13 protein-coding genes, 1 tRNA gene and 1 pseudogene are annotated in these 13,534 nt (G+C 59.8%); 7 read left to right on the top strand and 8 right to left on the bottom strand.

Annotated elements, in window-relative coordinates; translation table 11 throughout:
• Positions 1-2 precede the first annotated feature (2 nt).
• Together J7E36_RS00940 and J7E36_RS00935 are read left to right on the top strand one after the other, a co-directional pair.
• Positions 3-1,817 carry a hypothetical protein gene (locus J7E36_RS00940; RefSeq protein WP_214998993.1) on the top strand — a complete coding sequence of 605 codons (1,815 nt, stop codon included), beginning with the start codon at positions 3-5 and terminating at the stop codon, positions 1,815-1,817.
• A 29-nt stretch (positions 1,818-1,846) separates the two neighbouring features.
• Entirely contained in the window at positions 1,847-2,896 is a 1,050-nt protein-coding gene (locus J7E36_RS00935) for a hypothetical protein (protein WP_214998991.1), read from the top strand.
• Positions 2,897-2,971: 75 nt separating this feature from the next.
• On the opposite strand, the gene J7E36_RS00930 is transcribed toward J7E36_RS00935, so the two are convergent.
• A complete protein-coding gene (locus J7E36_RS00930) occupies positions 2,972-3,673 on the bottom strand; it encodes a GntR family transcriptional regulator (protein ID WP_231286349.1) in 702 nt (233 codons plus the stop codon).
• A 174-nt stretch (positions 3,674-3,847) separates the two neighbouring features.
• Here J7E36_RS00930 and J7E36_RS00925 point away from each other — a divergent pair, with 174 nt between their 5' ends.
• The 5 genes from J7E36_RS00925 to J7E36_RS00905 all read left to right on the top strand — a co-directional run bounded on the left by J7E36_RS00925 (position 3,848) and on the right by J7E36_RS00905 (position 10,153).
• Positions 3,848-4,681, top strand: coding sequence for a fumarylacetoacetate hydrolase family protein (locus J7E36_RS00925; protein WP_214998989.1), 834 nt, complete (start codon positions 3,848-3,850; stop codon positions 4,679-4,681).
• A gap of 79 nt (positions 4,682-4,760) precedes the next feature.
• Positions 4,761-5,681: a VOC family protein gene (locus tag J7E36_RS00920; RefSeq protein WP_214998986.1), complete on the top strand. Its 921-nt coding sequence runs from the start codon at positions 4,761-4,763 to the stop codon at positions 5,679-5,681.
• 105 nt (positions 5,682-5,786) lie between these two features.
• Positions 5,787-7,406, top strand: a complete 1,620-nt coding sequence (locus tag J7E36_RS00915; protein WP_214998984.1) for a bifunctional 3-(3-hydroxy-phenyl)propionate/3-hydroxycinnamic acid hydroxylase — start codon at positions 5,787-5,789, stop codon at positions 7,404-7,406.
• Between the two features lie 68 nt (positions 7,407-7,474).
• Positions 7,475-8,836 carry an outer membrane beta-barrel protein gene (locus tag J7E36_RS00910; protein WP_214998982.1) on the top strand — a complete coding sequence of 454 codons (1,362 nt, stop codon included), beginning with the start codon at positions 7,475-7,477 and terminating at the stop codon, positions 8,834-8,836.
• 60 nt (positions 8,837-8,896) lie between these two features.
• Positions 8,897-10,153 (top strand): MFS transporter, encoded by a 1,257-nt coding sequence (locus J7E36_RS00905; RefSeq protein ID WP_214998980.1) that lies wholly within the window; start codon positions 8,897-8,899, stop codon positions 10,151-10,153.
• Positions 10,154-10,391: 238 nt separating this feature from the next.
• Here J7E36_RS00905 and J7E36_RS00900 read toward each other — a convergent pair whose 3' ends face one another.
• The 7 genes and pseudogenes from J7E36_RS00900 to ihfA form a co-directional block, all read right to left on the bottom strand.
• Positions 10,392-10,529: a hypothetical protein gene (locus J7E36_RS00900; protein ID WP_214998978.1), complete on the bottom strand. Its 138-nt coding sequence runs from the start codon at positions 10,527-10,529 to the stop codon at positions 10,392-10,394.
• 68 nt (positions 10,530-10,597) lie between these two features.
• Positions 10,598-10,756: pseudogene (locus J7E36_RS25150) on the bottom strand (type II toxin-antitoxin system ParD family antitoxin); the annotation flags it as partial.
• A gap of 14 nt (positions 10,757-10,770) precedes the next feature.
• Positions 10,771-11,412 (bottom strand): DUF4276 family protein, encoded by a 642-nt coding sequence (locus J7E36_RS00895; protein ID WP_214998961.1) that lies wholly within the window; start codon positions 11,410-11,412, stop codon positions 10,771-10,773.
• Positions 11,409-12,578 (bottom strand): AAA family ATPase, encoded by a 1,170-nt coding sequence (locus J7E36_RS00890; RefSeq protein WP_214998958.1) that lies wholly within the window; start codon positions 12,576-12,578, stop codon positions 11,409-11,411. Before J7E36_RS00890 ends, J7E36_RS00895 begins: the two co-directional genes overlap by 4 nt.
• Before the next feature lie 145 nt (positions 12,579-12,723).
• Positions 12,724-12,800: transfer RNA gene (locus J7E36_RS00885), tRNA-Pro, on the bottom strand.
• A gap of 91 nt (positions 12,801-12,891) precedes the next feature.
• Entirely contained in the window at positions 12,892-13,248 is a 357-nt protein-coding gene (locus J7E36_RS00880; RefSeq protein WP_003179985.1) for a MerR family transcriptional regulator, read from the bottom strand.
• Positions 13,229-13,531 (bottom strand): integration host factor subunit alpha, encoded by a 303-nt coding sequence (ihfA, locus tag J7E36_RS00875; protein WP_002553164.1) that lies wholly within the window; start codon positions 13,529-13,531, stop codon positions 13,229-13,231. Before ihfA ends, J7E36_RS00880 begins: the two co-directional genes overlap by 20 nt.
• Between the last annotated feature and the right edge of the window lie 3 nt (positions 13,532-13,534).

The raw sequence follows: 13,534 nt of genomic DNA, 5'->3' as shown, positions 1-13,534 counted from the left end.
GCATGAGCATCCTGAACGGACCACGATTGAATTTCTGGGGCGGCATCCGCACGGACGTCAGCGTGCCGAACAACTCCCCGACCATTCCTTACGACGGCAATGCCAAGTGGCCGCTCTTCGACCTGACCACCTCGACCCTGGCACCCGGCGCCCAGTCTTATACCGATGACCAGTTGAACAGCATGATCAACGCGCCCAACGGCAAGAAGTACACCGCCGGCGGCTGGAATCACTACGGGCAACACGTGGTCGACATGCAGAATGCCTTGATCAGCTCTCAAGGTGCTCCGGGCAGTGTCAGCACCACCGGTGACCTGGTGGGCCAGCCGGTCTACCTGCTCGGCTCGGTGGATCCGCTGACCCAACAGGCCCCCGTTTCCGGCCCGATGATGGTGGACCTGGACCCCACCGCCTCGACCACTACGCAAATCTTCGTCGGCGGCCTGCAAATCGGCGGCACCAACGACATACAGCTGTTGATCCACAGCAATGCCGTGTGCAGCAGTTTCGACGTGGCGGGCCGAGTGCTGCTGCCGGCCACAATGGATGCGCCAGGCTCCTTCCACGCCAGCGGGACCTTCCAGCTGACCTTCCCCCTGAGCAGCATCGTCAGCTGGAACCAGAACAGCAGTGGGCTGCGCTCGATCATCCAGGCGCCGGGCGCGACAGGCATCGTCCTGCGCTTCGTCATGTTCGAGATGTGCCCGACCATGACCACCGCACAGCTGGACGCCGATTACGCCGCCGGCAAATACACGCCCAACCCGAGCATCGGCCGGGTCATCGGCACACTCGCCCCGGCCTTCGCCGACGAGCCGCTGGGCTGCCAGCCCGGTCGGCAACTGGTCAACCCGTGCACAGGGAACGCCGGTTATGCCGACCTGGGCGAAAACAACAGCTACCTGAGCATCGACATGGTAAACGTCATCCCGAAGGAAACCTTCCGGGCGGTCAGGGACGACATCACCAGCCCCATCGGGCCCAATGCGAATTACGGCACAGTCACCATCACCGCCGGCACCACCCCCCTGGGCGCCCTGGACCCGACCCACAGCCCGTTGCTCGACTACTACGTGTATGGCGGCATCGTCGACCTGCCCCTGACCACGACCCAACAACAGGCCGTGCAGGCCAATGCCCTGGCGATCAACGCGCCAGGCACCGTCGCCGACACCACGTTGCAGGTCACCGAATCGACCTATCGGATCTATGCCGACCAGCGCAACGTCTATCTGGAGGACTACCCCAATGGCCTATCGGTCACCCTGCAGGTCAGGTACCTGGGCGGAGCGGTCCCCAGCGCTACCGAAATAGACCTGAAGCCAGGGCCACCTGCGCCCGTGTACGTTGATCCGAAGTACTGGGACTTTCTCGATTTCCCGGATTCGCTGACCGTAAACGCGGGCGAGCTTTCAGTCAGTTTCCCCGTCACCCTCAAGCCGGGCAGCGCCGCCCAGGCCGGTTTCGTCGCGCTGACCTGCACGGCCAAAGGCTTCACCAGCAGCGCCTGGCTCACCAACTTTCGCAAGTACGCCCAGACCGATTTCGGCATTCCCCAGGGCACCACCATCACCTGGCCGCTGATGTACCCGAACGTCCTGCGTTTTCACTACCTGGCCTTCCCCGCCATGTCACGCTACATCCCGTTGAATCAACCCGACGCGATCATGGGCGCCAAGAACCCCATTCTCGCTCGCACCTCGGACGCCTACAAAGGCACCACCCTGTTCATGCCCGTAGTGCGCTCGATGTCGCTCTGCCAGCGGGCGCTGCTGCGGGCCTATCTCACCGGTGAACCGTGGCAACCGCCGCAGTGATCGCCCCCTATTCACACGGAGAGAAACTCATGCCCATGCATATCCCTGCGCGACCCAGCGAAACCCTGCGTGCCAGCACTATCATCGCCGAAGGCCTGCTGAACCCGCGCGGCCTTTGTGTGCAGGCCGACGGCAGCCTGCTGCTGGTCGAAGCCGGTTCAGGCCTGCCGGAACAGACCTTCAGTGGTCGCATCAGCCGACTGCGACCCGATATGAACAACCCCGGCGCCTACCTGCCCCGGGAAACACTGGCCGACGGTTTTCGCGCCATGAACATGCAGGCGCGCATGTTCCGCGATGAAATCATGGGGCTGTCGGACATCGCCTGCGGCGACGGGCGCTGCCTGGTCAGCCAGACCGATTACGTCGGGGGTTCCAAACTGCTGGACCTGCAATACACACCGCCCGAACCAGTGTTTCACAGCCGAGGCAACCTCAATGCGCTGTGCTACCACCCGACCCGCCGCAGCTGGCTGGCCGTCAAACCCGATACCAATCAATTGGTGGAGTTCGCCCCCGGCCAGGACGAACGGGTATTGGTCCAACTGCCCGACCTGGACCAGGGCCAGGAAGCCGTCCCGGTCACCCTGGTGTACGAACCGGCGACAGACGCCGTGCTCATCAGCCTGTTCTCCGGCGAACTGCGCACCGACCCGACCCGCAAGGGCATCGACTTCGCCGACAAGGCCGGCCAGGTGATCCGCGTCTGGCCCGCCAGCGGACAGATCGACAGGCTCATCAGCGGACTGCAACTGCCCACCGGACTGGCGTTATGCCCGAAAGGCAATGTACTGGTGCTGGAACTCTGCGACAGCGTGCAACAACCCTTGCTGCCTGACTGGAACGGCGAAGCGCTTCACGGCGGCTTTACCCGGTTCAGCGGCCGACTGCTGAGCTGCAATCTGCAAACTGCCCAGATCACCGTGCTCGCCCATGACCTGGATACCCCATCCAACTTGTGCGTGGTGGAAGACGCGGTATTGGTCAGCGAAGGCATGGGACTGGCTGGGCGGTTGTTGCCGGGGCCGGGTCATCAGGTGGTGCCGTTGAGTGGGTGGGTGCGTCGGGTGGTGTTTTGAAATCGATAAAACCGAATGCTGCCTGCTCGCTAAGCGACCAAAGAGTATTGATTGCACGCCAAAGGGCTCGCCGGCCTAGACCAGCAACGCGTGCTTCAACACCGAATCCGTCGTCGTCTGGTAATGGCTGGACAACATCTCGCACGCCTTGTCGATGTCCTTGGCCAGCGCCGCGTCCATCAACTGCCGATGCTCGTGGGGAACATCCCGTTGACTGCTCTCCTTGTAATGCATCGACAGGAAGCGATAGCGTGCTGTCTGATCGCGCAATGCTGAGCACAACCGCAACAACGTCGGAGAGTTACAGCTGGAAATCAATGCCTGATGAAAGAGTTCATGGGCATTTTCCCATTCCGGCTTGAGCAGGCGCTCGGGGCCTTCGACGATGGTCAGGCGATCGAGCCGGTGATGCGCGGCCAGTACGCGGCTCTCCCATTCCACATCGCCCTGGCGAATCGAATCGGCCAGCGCTTTGCATTCGATGTGCAGCCGAGCGGCGGTGATGTCGGCAATTTCCGCGGCGGTAATCTGCCCGACGCTGAAGCCTTTCTGGTCGGCTGCCGAGACGAAGCCACTGCTGGCCAGGCGCGACAGCGCTTCGCGCAACGGAATGACCCCGACGTCGTACGCTTCGGCCAGCTCCTTGAGGCGCAGGCGGCTGCCTGGGGCCAGATGACCGTTGATGATGTCCTGGCGAATCCTGGCTTCGAGTTGCGAGGCCATGGTGCGTTTTTCCGCGGGCTCCGCGGATTGCCAGTTGATCTGAGGGGAATTCACGCTCGACTCCTTTTTGCGTTGTCCGTTGAATCATACACAGAACCAAAAATTTATCACATTCATCAAAATATATATTTTCTTGTTGACGATATATTTTATTGAGCCTAGCTTTATGGCTAAGCGGTCGGCTGCCCATCACGCCGGCCCTTTTTCACTCCAACAAGAGAAACCGTCATGCGCTACGTTCGTTTCCTCAATCAAGGCCAACCTGTCCTGGGTGTCGTTACTGCCGAAGGTGTACGCGTTCTGGGCACCGAGTCGCTTGAGTCCCTGCTGGCTCGTGGCGTGGACCTGACCACTCACGGCACCGAAGCCAGCGGTGCGCTGGTCGAGATTGCCGAAGACGCCTACCTGCCCCTGATGGCGCGTCCGACCAAGATCGTTTGCGTGGGTCTGAACTATGCCGACCACACCAAGGAATCGCCGTACGCCCAACCTGATTACCCGACCCTGTTCCCGCGCTGGAACTCCAGCCTGACCGCCCACAACAAACCGCTGATTCGCCCACGGGTATCCGACAGCCTCGACTACGAGGGTGAAATGGCCGTGGTGTTGAAAAGCGGCGGCCGTCACATCAGCAAGGAAGATGCGCTAACCCATGTTGCCGGCTACGCGTTGTTCAACGAAGGCTCCGTGCGCGAGTACCAATTCATTTCGCCGCAGTGGACCGTGGGCAAAAACTTCGATGACACCGGTGCATTCGGCCCGGTGCTGGTCACCGTCGATGAATTGCCGGTAGGTGGCAAGGGCTTGCTGCTGGAAACCCGGGTCAACGGTAAAGTTGTGCAATCGGCCAACACCAACGACATGCTGTTCGACGTGGCCACCATCATTTCGACCCTGAGCCAAGCGGTGACCCTGGAAGCCGGCGACGTGATTGTCAGCGGCACCCCGGCAGGCGTCGGCTTCGGCATGAACCCGAAGGTGTACCTGAAGGCCGGTGACGTGGTGGAAGTGTCCATCGAAGGTATCGGCAAGCTGGTGAACCCGGTGGTCGACGAAGCCTGATCACACTGATTCGACTCAGCGCAGGGCCGCCCGACAGCCCTGCGTACAATAACTACAATAATTGAAAATGGAGGCAATCATGAGCGTGTCCCATGGTGTGCATTCAATCGATCACTACGCACTGAACGTTCCATCGCTGGACGAAGCCTGCCAATTCTTTGAAAGCTTCGGCCTCGATGTGGAACGTCAGCCGGGCCAGCTCCTGCTGCGGGCTGCCGACGGGCATGTGTGGGCAAAAATCCTGCCTGCCGCCGCCAAATCCATGGCCTACCTGAGCTTCAATTGCTACGAGCAGGACTTCCCGGCGCTACGCCAGCAGATCGAAACCGCTGGCGGGCGTTTTGAAGATCATCCCGGCGAAGGCATCTGGTTCCGCGATCCCGATGGCAACCTGTTGCAAGTCAAGGTCGGCGAAAAAACCATGCCTGATCAGAAGACTGACCACCTTACCCGTAGCACTCCGGCCAATAACCGTGGCGCAACCACGCGCGATGGACAGGCCCTCATCCGTCCGCGTCGCCTGTCCCATGTCCTGCTGTTCACGCCGGACGTCCTTGGCGCCCTGCACTTTTACGAACAAGCGCTGGGCCTGAAGCTTTCCGACAAATCGTTGGACATCATCGCCTTCAGCCACGCGCCGCACGGCTGCGATCATCATCTGGTGGCCTTCGCCAAGAGCAGCGCCAAAGGCTGGCACCACGCGGCCTGGGAAGTCGACAACATCAACGAAGTCGGCGCTGGCGCTTCGCAGATGGCAGCTGCCGGGCACACAAAAGGCTGGGGCACCGGTCGTCATTGTCTGGGCTCCAACTATTTCCATTACGTGCAGGACCCGTGGGGTTCGTTCTGCGAATACTCGGCCGACATCGACTACATCGACCAAGGCGTCGAATGGCCCGCCAGCGATTTCCCACCGGAAAGCTCCCTGTACCTGTGGGGGCCGAACGTGCCGGACAACTTCATTTTCAATACTGAAGCGGACACTCCGGCACCGGCCTGAGCCCCCCCTCAGCCAACCCGACTTCCTGCATCGCGCGAGTCCACTGACACGCGCGACGGGCCCGGCCATGTCCGGACATCATTGAGCAGTACACGAGGCACAGTCATGAATCAGCACACCACAGTCGATGTCGCCATCGCCGGTTACGGTCCTGTCGGCCAGACCCTGGCCATTCTGTTGGGTCAGATGGGTTACTCGGTCGCCGTCTTCGAACGCTGGCCGGCGCTTTATCCGCTGCCACGCGCGGTGTTTTACGATCATGAGATCCGCCGCATTTTCTTGTCCATGGGCCTTGGCGAAGAGCTGGCGAAAATCTCCCAGCCGTCGGCGCGCTATCAGTGGTTCAACGCTGACTGGAAAGTGCTGGTGGAGATCGACTGGTCGGCCGAATCCATCAGCGACGGACCGTTCGGCTACCTGTTCAACCAACCTTCGCTGGAAGCCGCACTGGACCGCAAGGCCAAGAGCATCGGCAACGTGCAGATTCATCAGGGCTGGGAAGCCACTGCACTCAAGCAGGACGCGAATGGCTGTGACATGGCGCTCAACAGGGTGATCCGCCAGAACGGCAAATTCGCCCTCGGTGAAGAACAGCAAAGCGTTCGCGCTCGCTACGTGATCGGTGCCGACGGCGCCAACAGTTTCGTGCGCCAGTCGCTGGGCATTGAATGGCAGGACCTGGGTTTCCAGGAAGACTGGTTGGTGGTCGACCTGCAGCCAAAGCCCGGTGTGCAACTGGACGTGCCGGACATCGGCCAATGGTGCAACCCCGAGCGCCCGACCACCATGGTGCCCGGCGGCCCCGGCTATCGCCGCTGGGAATTCATGCGCCTGCCCCACGAAACCATCGAGGACCTGCAAGACACCGACAAGGTCTGGTCGCTGCTGTCGCGTTGGGTCACGCCGGACACCGCCGACCTGGTGCGCCACGCGGTCTATCAGTTCCGCTCGCGCATCGCCGCGAACTGGCACAGCGGCCGGGTGCTGCTGGCCGGCGACGCGGCCCACGTGATGCCACCGTTCATGGGCCAGGGCATGTGCTCGGGCATTCGCGATGCGTGGAACCTGTCCTGGCGCCTGGACCTGTTGCTGCGCGGTCTGGCCGACAACACCCTGCTGGACAGCTACACCCTGGAGCGCAAGCCGCAGATCCGCGCGGTGATCGAAGCGTCGATGGCCATGGGCAAAGTGGTCTGCGTGTCAGACCCGGTGGAGGCTGCCGAGCGTGACGCAGCTTACCTGAGCGGCAACGTTGCACCGCTGCCGCCGTTCCCCGGCCTGACCGATGGACTTTTGCAGGAGGACGGTCAATTGCGCGGCATTCTCGGCGTACACGGTTCGATTGAAATCGGAGGCCAGGTCGGTCGCTATGACGACGTCATAGGCCGTGGTTTCCACCTGCTGGTCAGGGGCGACGAAGACCCTTTGGCGCAGCTCGATCCGCAACTGCTGGCATTCATCAACGAATCCGACCTCAAGGTCGTGCGACTGGCCAGCGTGGCCGACAGTGCCAAGGGCATCTACCGCGACGTATCTGGCAAATACTTGCAGTTCATGACCGAGGCCGGGCTCAAGGCTCTCGTCGTGCGCCCGGACTACTACTGTTACGGCGGCGTGGCCGAGCTGTCGGAACTGCCGAAGCTGCTCGGCTCACTGCGCCAGCAACTGCAACACAGCACCCGCCACAACGCCGTCGATAACGACGCGAAGGCCTGTTACGTCTGACACCGATCTGCCGAGGCATGGACGCCCCTTTCCTCTGAAACTCTGACAATAAGAAAAAGAGAGAGACAATGCACACCATCAAAGTGAAAACCCTTGGTGCGGTTCTGGCCGCCTTCGCGACGCTCAATGCTCACGCGGCAGAACCCCCCGAGACCGGTGAAGGTACGCTGTTTCGCAGCCTGTTCGGCGACACGCTGGAAAAGGATTACGGGATCACGGTCTCCGGTCTGTTTGACGTGGGCTACTCGCGCAACAACCGCTCGACCCACGACGAGCGTCAGGATGGCTTGAGCAACCTGCCGCTGGTGGGCTTCGCCGATGAAGGCCTGGAATGGGGCGGCCTGCACCTGTTCGTCGACAAAGCGCTCAAGGGCGACATGATCCCGCGCATCACGCCCCTGCCCGGCCCGGCGCCGACCAAAGCCTCCTTCGGTTTCACCTTCGAGATGAACTACGGCCGCAATGCGCAATTCGCCCGGACCCAAGGCTGGGACATGCATTGGGGCGTGAACTCACCGGGCGATGACGACCCGGCAAAGGCTCAGCGTGACAAACAGAAATTCCTCGCCATCCCCAACATCGCCGCCACGGCTTACTTGCCTTACGGTCCCGGCATCACCGCCATGGCCGGGGTTTTTGGTCCGGCGCTCGGTTATGAAATCCCGCCGAACATCCGTGCCGCGCGCAACCCTTTCGCCAGCAAGACCTACGCCTTCGTCAGCGAGCCCGGCACCGTGGGTGGCGTTCAGCTCGGAACTCGCCTGTACAACGGTGAGTCGGGGATTCTCGGTGTGGAGCTAGGCGTGGTGCAGGGCTGGAACAACCTGCGCGACAACAACGACAGCAAGTCGCTGATGGGTGCCATGCGTTGGCGCACCGCCGACATGCAGACCTGGATCGATTATGAATTCATCCTCGGCGATGAACAGAACGACAGCTTCAGCGATGTGCAGGAGCCGACCTCGCGCCTGGTGTCGGCAGACGGCCAATTCAAACAGCAGCACTCGCTCAACGGCTGGCATCGCTTCGACTCGAACTGGTCGATGGGCGCCGAAGTGGTCTACGGCCATCAGGACGGCGACGGCAAAGCCAGCACCGTCGACATCATCAACGGCCCCGGTTTCAACGGCGCGCATTGGTGGGGCGCGAACGCGGTGCTGACTTACCAGCAGCGGCCGGACCTTTCTTACTCGGTGCGCGCCGAGCATTTCGCCGACCCGGACGGTTTCATCCTGCTGCCCACCTCCACCGCCCGCGGCAACTTCAATGCCGTCACCGCTGGCCTGCGTTATGACCTGAACAAGTACATCTCGCTGCGTCCCGAAGTGCGTTACGACATGTTCGATGGCAATGCCGACGATCACCCGTTCGGCGCCGGGCGTGACCGCACCCAACTGACCGGGCTGGTCGAAGCGCTGGTTTATTTCTAAGCCCCTGGCAACCGCGTTGCTGGTGCGGCGGCCCTCCTCAACTCCATCCGAGTAACAACCATGAATAACAACAAGCATGCGTGGGATGTTCGCTACGAGTTCAAAGCGGTGGCCATGCTGGCACTGGGTTTCGGCCTGGTGGGCCTGGACCGGTTCATCATCCTGCCACTGTTCCCGGTGATGATGAAAGACCTCGGCCTGGACTATCAGGACCTCGGTAATGTGACCGCTGTCTTGGGCCTGGCCTGGGGTATTTCTTCGATTTTCATGGGCCGACTGTCCGATCGAATCGGCCGGCGCAAGGTACTGATCCCGGCGGTGCTGGTGTTTTCGTTGCTCGCGGGGCTGTCCGGTCTGGCCACCGGTATCGGTGGCTTGATGCTGATTCGGGCGATCATGGGCATCTCCGAAGGCGCCTTCACGCCGACAGCACTGGCGGCCACGGCCGAGTCTTCGCACCCGGCGCGGCGCGGGATGAACATCGGCATTCAACAGGCGTTCTTCCCGATCCTGGGCCTGGGGCTGGCACCGATTCTGGCCACGCAGTTGCTGTTGGTCGTGCCATCCTGGCGTTGGGTGTTCGTGATCGTCTCGCTGCCGGGCTTCCTGCTGGCCCTGGCGATGTACCGCTACCTGCGGGAAACCCGCACCGCCACGCCGCAAAAAGCCGAAAGCCGCACCGCTACCGATCAACCGGGCTGGCTGGATGCCCTGCGCTTTCGCAATGTGTGGCTGAACATCGTTGGCATGTTTTGCATGCTCACCTGTCTGTTCGTCATCAGCGTGATGATGCCCAACTACCTGATGGACTATCTGCACCTGCAGGTGCAGCAGATGGGCTTTGTGATGTCGGCCATCGGCCTCGGTGGTTTTCTCGGGCAGTTGATCATGCCGGCGGTGTCGGACCGTATCGGCCGCAAACCGGTGGTGCTCATCTCGTTCGTGGCCACCGGGGTGTTCCTGTGGCTGCTGATGGGCACGGGTGCCGAGCCGGTGAAATTGTTCGCGCTGCTATTCCTGACGATCTTTTTCAACTTCAGCATGATCTGCATGACCGTCGGGCCGCTGACCAGCGAGTCGGTTCCAGCGGCGCTGACCTCCACCGCCACCGGTCTGGTAGTCGGCATCGGCGAGATTTTCGGTGGCGGCGTCGCGCCGGCCATCGCCGGTTATATCGCCCAGCACCATGGCATCGAAAACACCATGTATCTGGCACTCGGCGCTGTGCTGGTCGGGCTGCTGGTCGCCACCTGCCTGCGCGAAACCGCACCGGCCAGGGTTTCTGCTCCGGCCGCCGAGGGCATCGACAGCGTTTGACTCATTCACTCCTTTCGGGGAGCGACAGGATGTCGGAATGGGCGTTTCTGCATGCAGTAAAACGCCCCGTCATGCACAGGGGTGCATGCCAGTGCCGAGTGCCACGAACACTCGGCACTGAACTCTCCAATAGCGTTTCATTGAAACAACGGCGCCAGCCACAAGCTGGCGCCAAATCATTTCTTCTTTGAGGAAAATCCGTTGTTTGCGTCCCGCGGGTTGGGCAACGGTTCGCCGATCATTTCCGGTCACCCGACAGCGAGACCTTGATGCCGTCGGCGCGAGCCTCCAGCACCTGGGTGAAGTTAATGGCACCGTCCAGGTCCAGCGGAACCTTCGTCAGGCCGGCGGCGCGCTGTTGCATGAGTGATTGCATGGCGTATCCCTCGGTGTTGGGTTGGCTGCCATAGCCGTCGGGTCCTGCAGGACGAGCATGCGGAAGTCTCGAAGCTTGTGAACCCTGGCACGTAACGATGCGAAATAATCGCCATCCGAAGGAACAGCTGGAGCAGACTCGGCTCCAGCCAATAACAGGCCACGCAGTTGGTGCCGATCCTGATGCATGCGAATCAGCTTCTGCACATATTTGCTACTGGGACTGTAGTAATGTTTACGCATCACATACGTAGCTCAAGAATTTCAATAAATCGTTTGGCCCAAGGAGAGGCGTCACTCACTTTGCCCGGATCAATAAGCCCTAACAGCTTGAAAGAATGGTCTCCTTTACCGTACTGACTTTTAGACTTGCAGTCCCGTGTAGCTTTGGCAAGAGCATCATAAACCTGTGCCTTGGGCACACGCTCAACAGAGTTTCCAATCGCTGGCAATTGTCCTTCCTGAAAACCCTGTCCGAAAAAATCCCTGAGTGCTCGCCGATCCGCTAACAGCCAGCTTTCCATGCACTGTGCCATCAAATGACACTGCCAGTCCGCAGAGCCCACCGGCTTTTGCCAACCATCGTCCTGACGTTGCTGCAAATGCTGCCAGGGTAACCAGCGGGCCCGATCAATAGATTGCTGTGCATCACCCGGCTGGGTAAATTCGGATAACGGCGCCTCACTATCTACCAACAGCATGGCCAGCTCACCGTTACGCATCGCCGTACAAAAGGAGTCAAACGCATCGTTACGACTGCCACACGCTACTATTCTGGGCATACGCCCTTTGAAACCGGCCTTTTCTAGAAATTTCGAAAACCCTTCGCGACAAGCTGTTTTCAGTGAAGCGGCGTCTCCTCCCCCTTCGACGTAGAGTTTCACCAACGTGTTCCTCCAATCTCTCCCCTTGTCCACAATTGCCCAAGCCTGTATTTCTCCAGCCAGGGCCTCAGTTTTTCGGCGTTGAGTCGCGTTAGCGTCGTACCGGTGTCTGTTTTCTCCGACACTAGAATAGATTCTGGCTGATCACTCATAGCATCTACCAGTACATCGGAATGTGTAGTCACTATAAGTTGTGTACGCGTAGCGGCTTCCTTCAGCAGCTCCGCCAGCGTCGGCAGAATATCGGGGTGCAATCCCAACTCAGGCTCTTCGATGCAAATCAACGGCGGAGGGTTGGGGTGACACAGAACAGCCAGCAGGCAGAGATAACGCAGAGTACCGTCGGACAACCGGGTCGCAGGCACTGTGAACCCACCCTCGTGGAAGAACACCTGCACCGTGCCGCCCTCAATCCGCACATCGTAATCATCAATACCGCTGTAAAGCGCCTGTAAAGCCGTCAACAGACGGTGTTTGACAGCAGGATCACGGCGCAGCCGGTTGAGCACGAGTCCCAAGTTGCTGGAATCAGGCTCCAACACGTCATTAGGCAAATCCGCCTTTTGAGGTAACCGAGGGGCGGTATAGCGCCCAAAACTCCACTCTCTATAAAGCTGAATCTTGCCCAGTGCTTGTCCTAGATAGGTGATTTCCGGGTACTGATCCGGATCGCGACGCTGAGATAGGATGGACTTTTCCAGATCGACATCCTCCTGCCGCAGGGAACGAACCTCTCCACCCTTCAGGTTCAGAACCGGTCGTCCCTTATTGAAATGGTAAAAAAAGTACGGCTGAGGATGTTTGGGTCCGTCGGGATTTTCATTTTCAACCCGCTCATCCGCGATCTCGAAACGCTGCCCCACCTCGGTAAAAGCCAGGTGATAACGCAGGTTCTTGGAGCCATTCGGATGGGGAAGCAAAACATCCAACGAGGCTATAGGCGTGCCCTTGGCGCCTTGCCAAAGCCAATCGCGAACACCGCCACCCTCGCGTATCGGCTTGAGCAGTTGCTCCGGCGCACTGCGTAAAAGCTCAATAGACTCCAGCAGGTTGGACTTGCCCGATCCGTTCGGCCCAATAATGACATTCAACGACCCCAAAGGAATAGCGGCTGTAGAAGCCCCGAAGCTCAGAAAGTTAGTCAGTTGAATGGACTGGATCAGCATCGCATCTGCTCCTTGGTTAAACCTGATTAGTATCGCGCTTTGCAGCCCCATCATAGAAGGGTATCCAAGGATACCCATACAAACCGTTTCCTGCGGACATGAAAAAGCCCAACCGCTAACGGCTGGGCCAGATCATTGAAAAATATGGTCGGGACGGAGTGATTCGAACACTCGACCCCTAGCACCCCATGCTAGTGCGCTACCGGACTGCGCTACGCCCCGACTAGGCGTGAATCTTGTTTCGCTTCTCAGCGGAACGCTCAGGAATATATCGCAAGCTTTTGAAAACTGGAAGTATTTAAAAGCAGAAATTTTATTTCTTGAGCACCACCAGCACATCTTCAAGCTCGGCGATCATCTGGCGGATCATTTGTTTGTACTGGGTTGTGTCGTCTTTGGCTTCGTCACCCGACAGGCGCAGGCGTGCGCCGCCGATGGTGAACCCCTGGTCGTAAAGGAGCGCGCGGATCTGCCGGATCATCAGCACGTCCTGTCGCTGATAGTACCGGCGGTTTCCGCGGCGCTTGACCGGGTTGAGTTGAGGAAACTCCTGCTCCCAATAGCGCAGCACATGCGGCTTTACCGCACACAGCTCGCTGACTTCACCGATGGTGAAGTAGCGTTTGCCCGGGATGACGGGTAGTTCGTCGTTATGACTTGGTTCCAGCATAAGCCTCAACTCGGGCCTTCAACTTCTGCCCTGGACGAAAGGTGACCACACGGCGAGCCGTGATCGGGATTTCTTCTCCCGTTTTCGGATTGCGGCCAGGCCGCTGGCGTTTGTCCCGCAGGTCGAAATTGCCGAAACCGGACAACTTGACCTGTTCGTTGTCTTCCAAAGCGTGCCTGATTTCTTCGAAAAACAGTTCGACCAATTCTTTGGCTTCCCGTTTATTCAGGCCCAGCTCCTCATACAGACGTTCCGCCATCTCAGCTTTCGTCAGAGCCCCCATACG

The sequence above is a fragment of the Pseudomonas fluorescens genome (assembly GCF_018614775.1).
Classification (GTDB): Bacteria; Pseudomonadota; Gammaproteobacteria; order Pseudomonadales; family Pseudomonadaceae; genus Aquipseudomonas; species Aquipseudomonas fluorescens_BY.
This window is presented reverse-complemented; position numbering and strand designations above follow the sequence as displayed.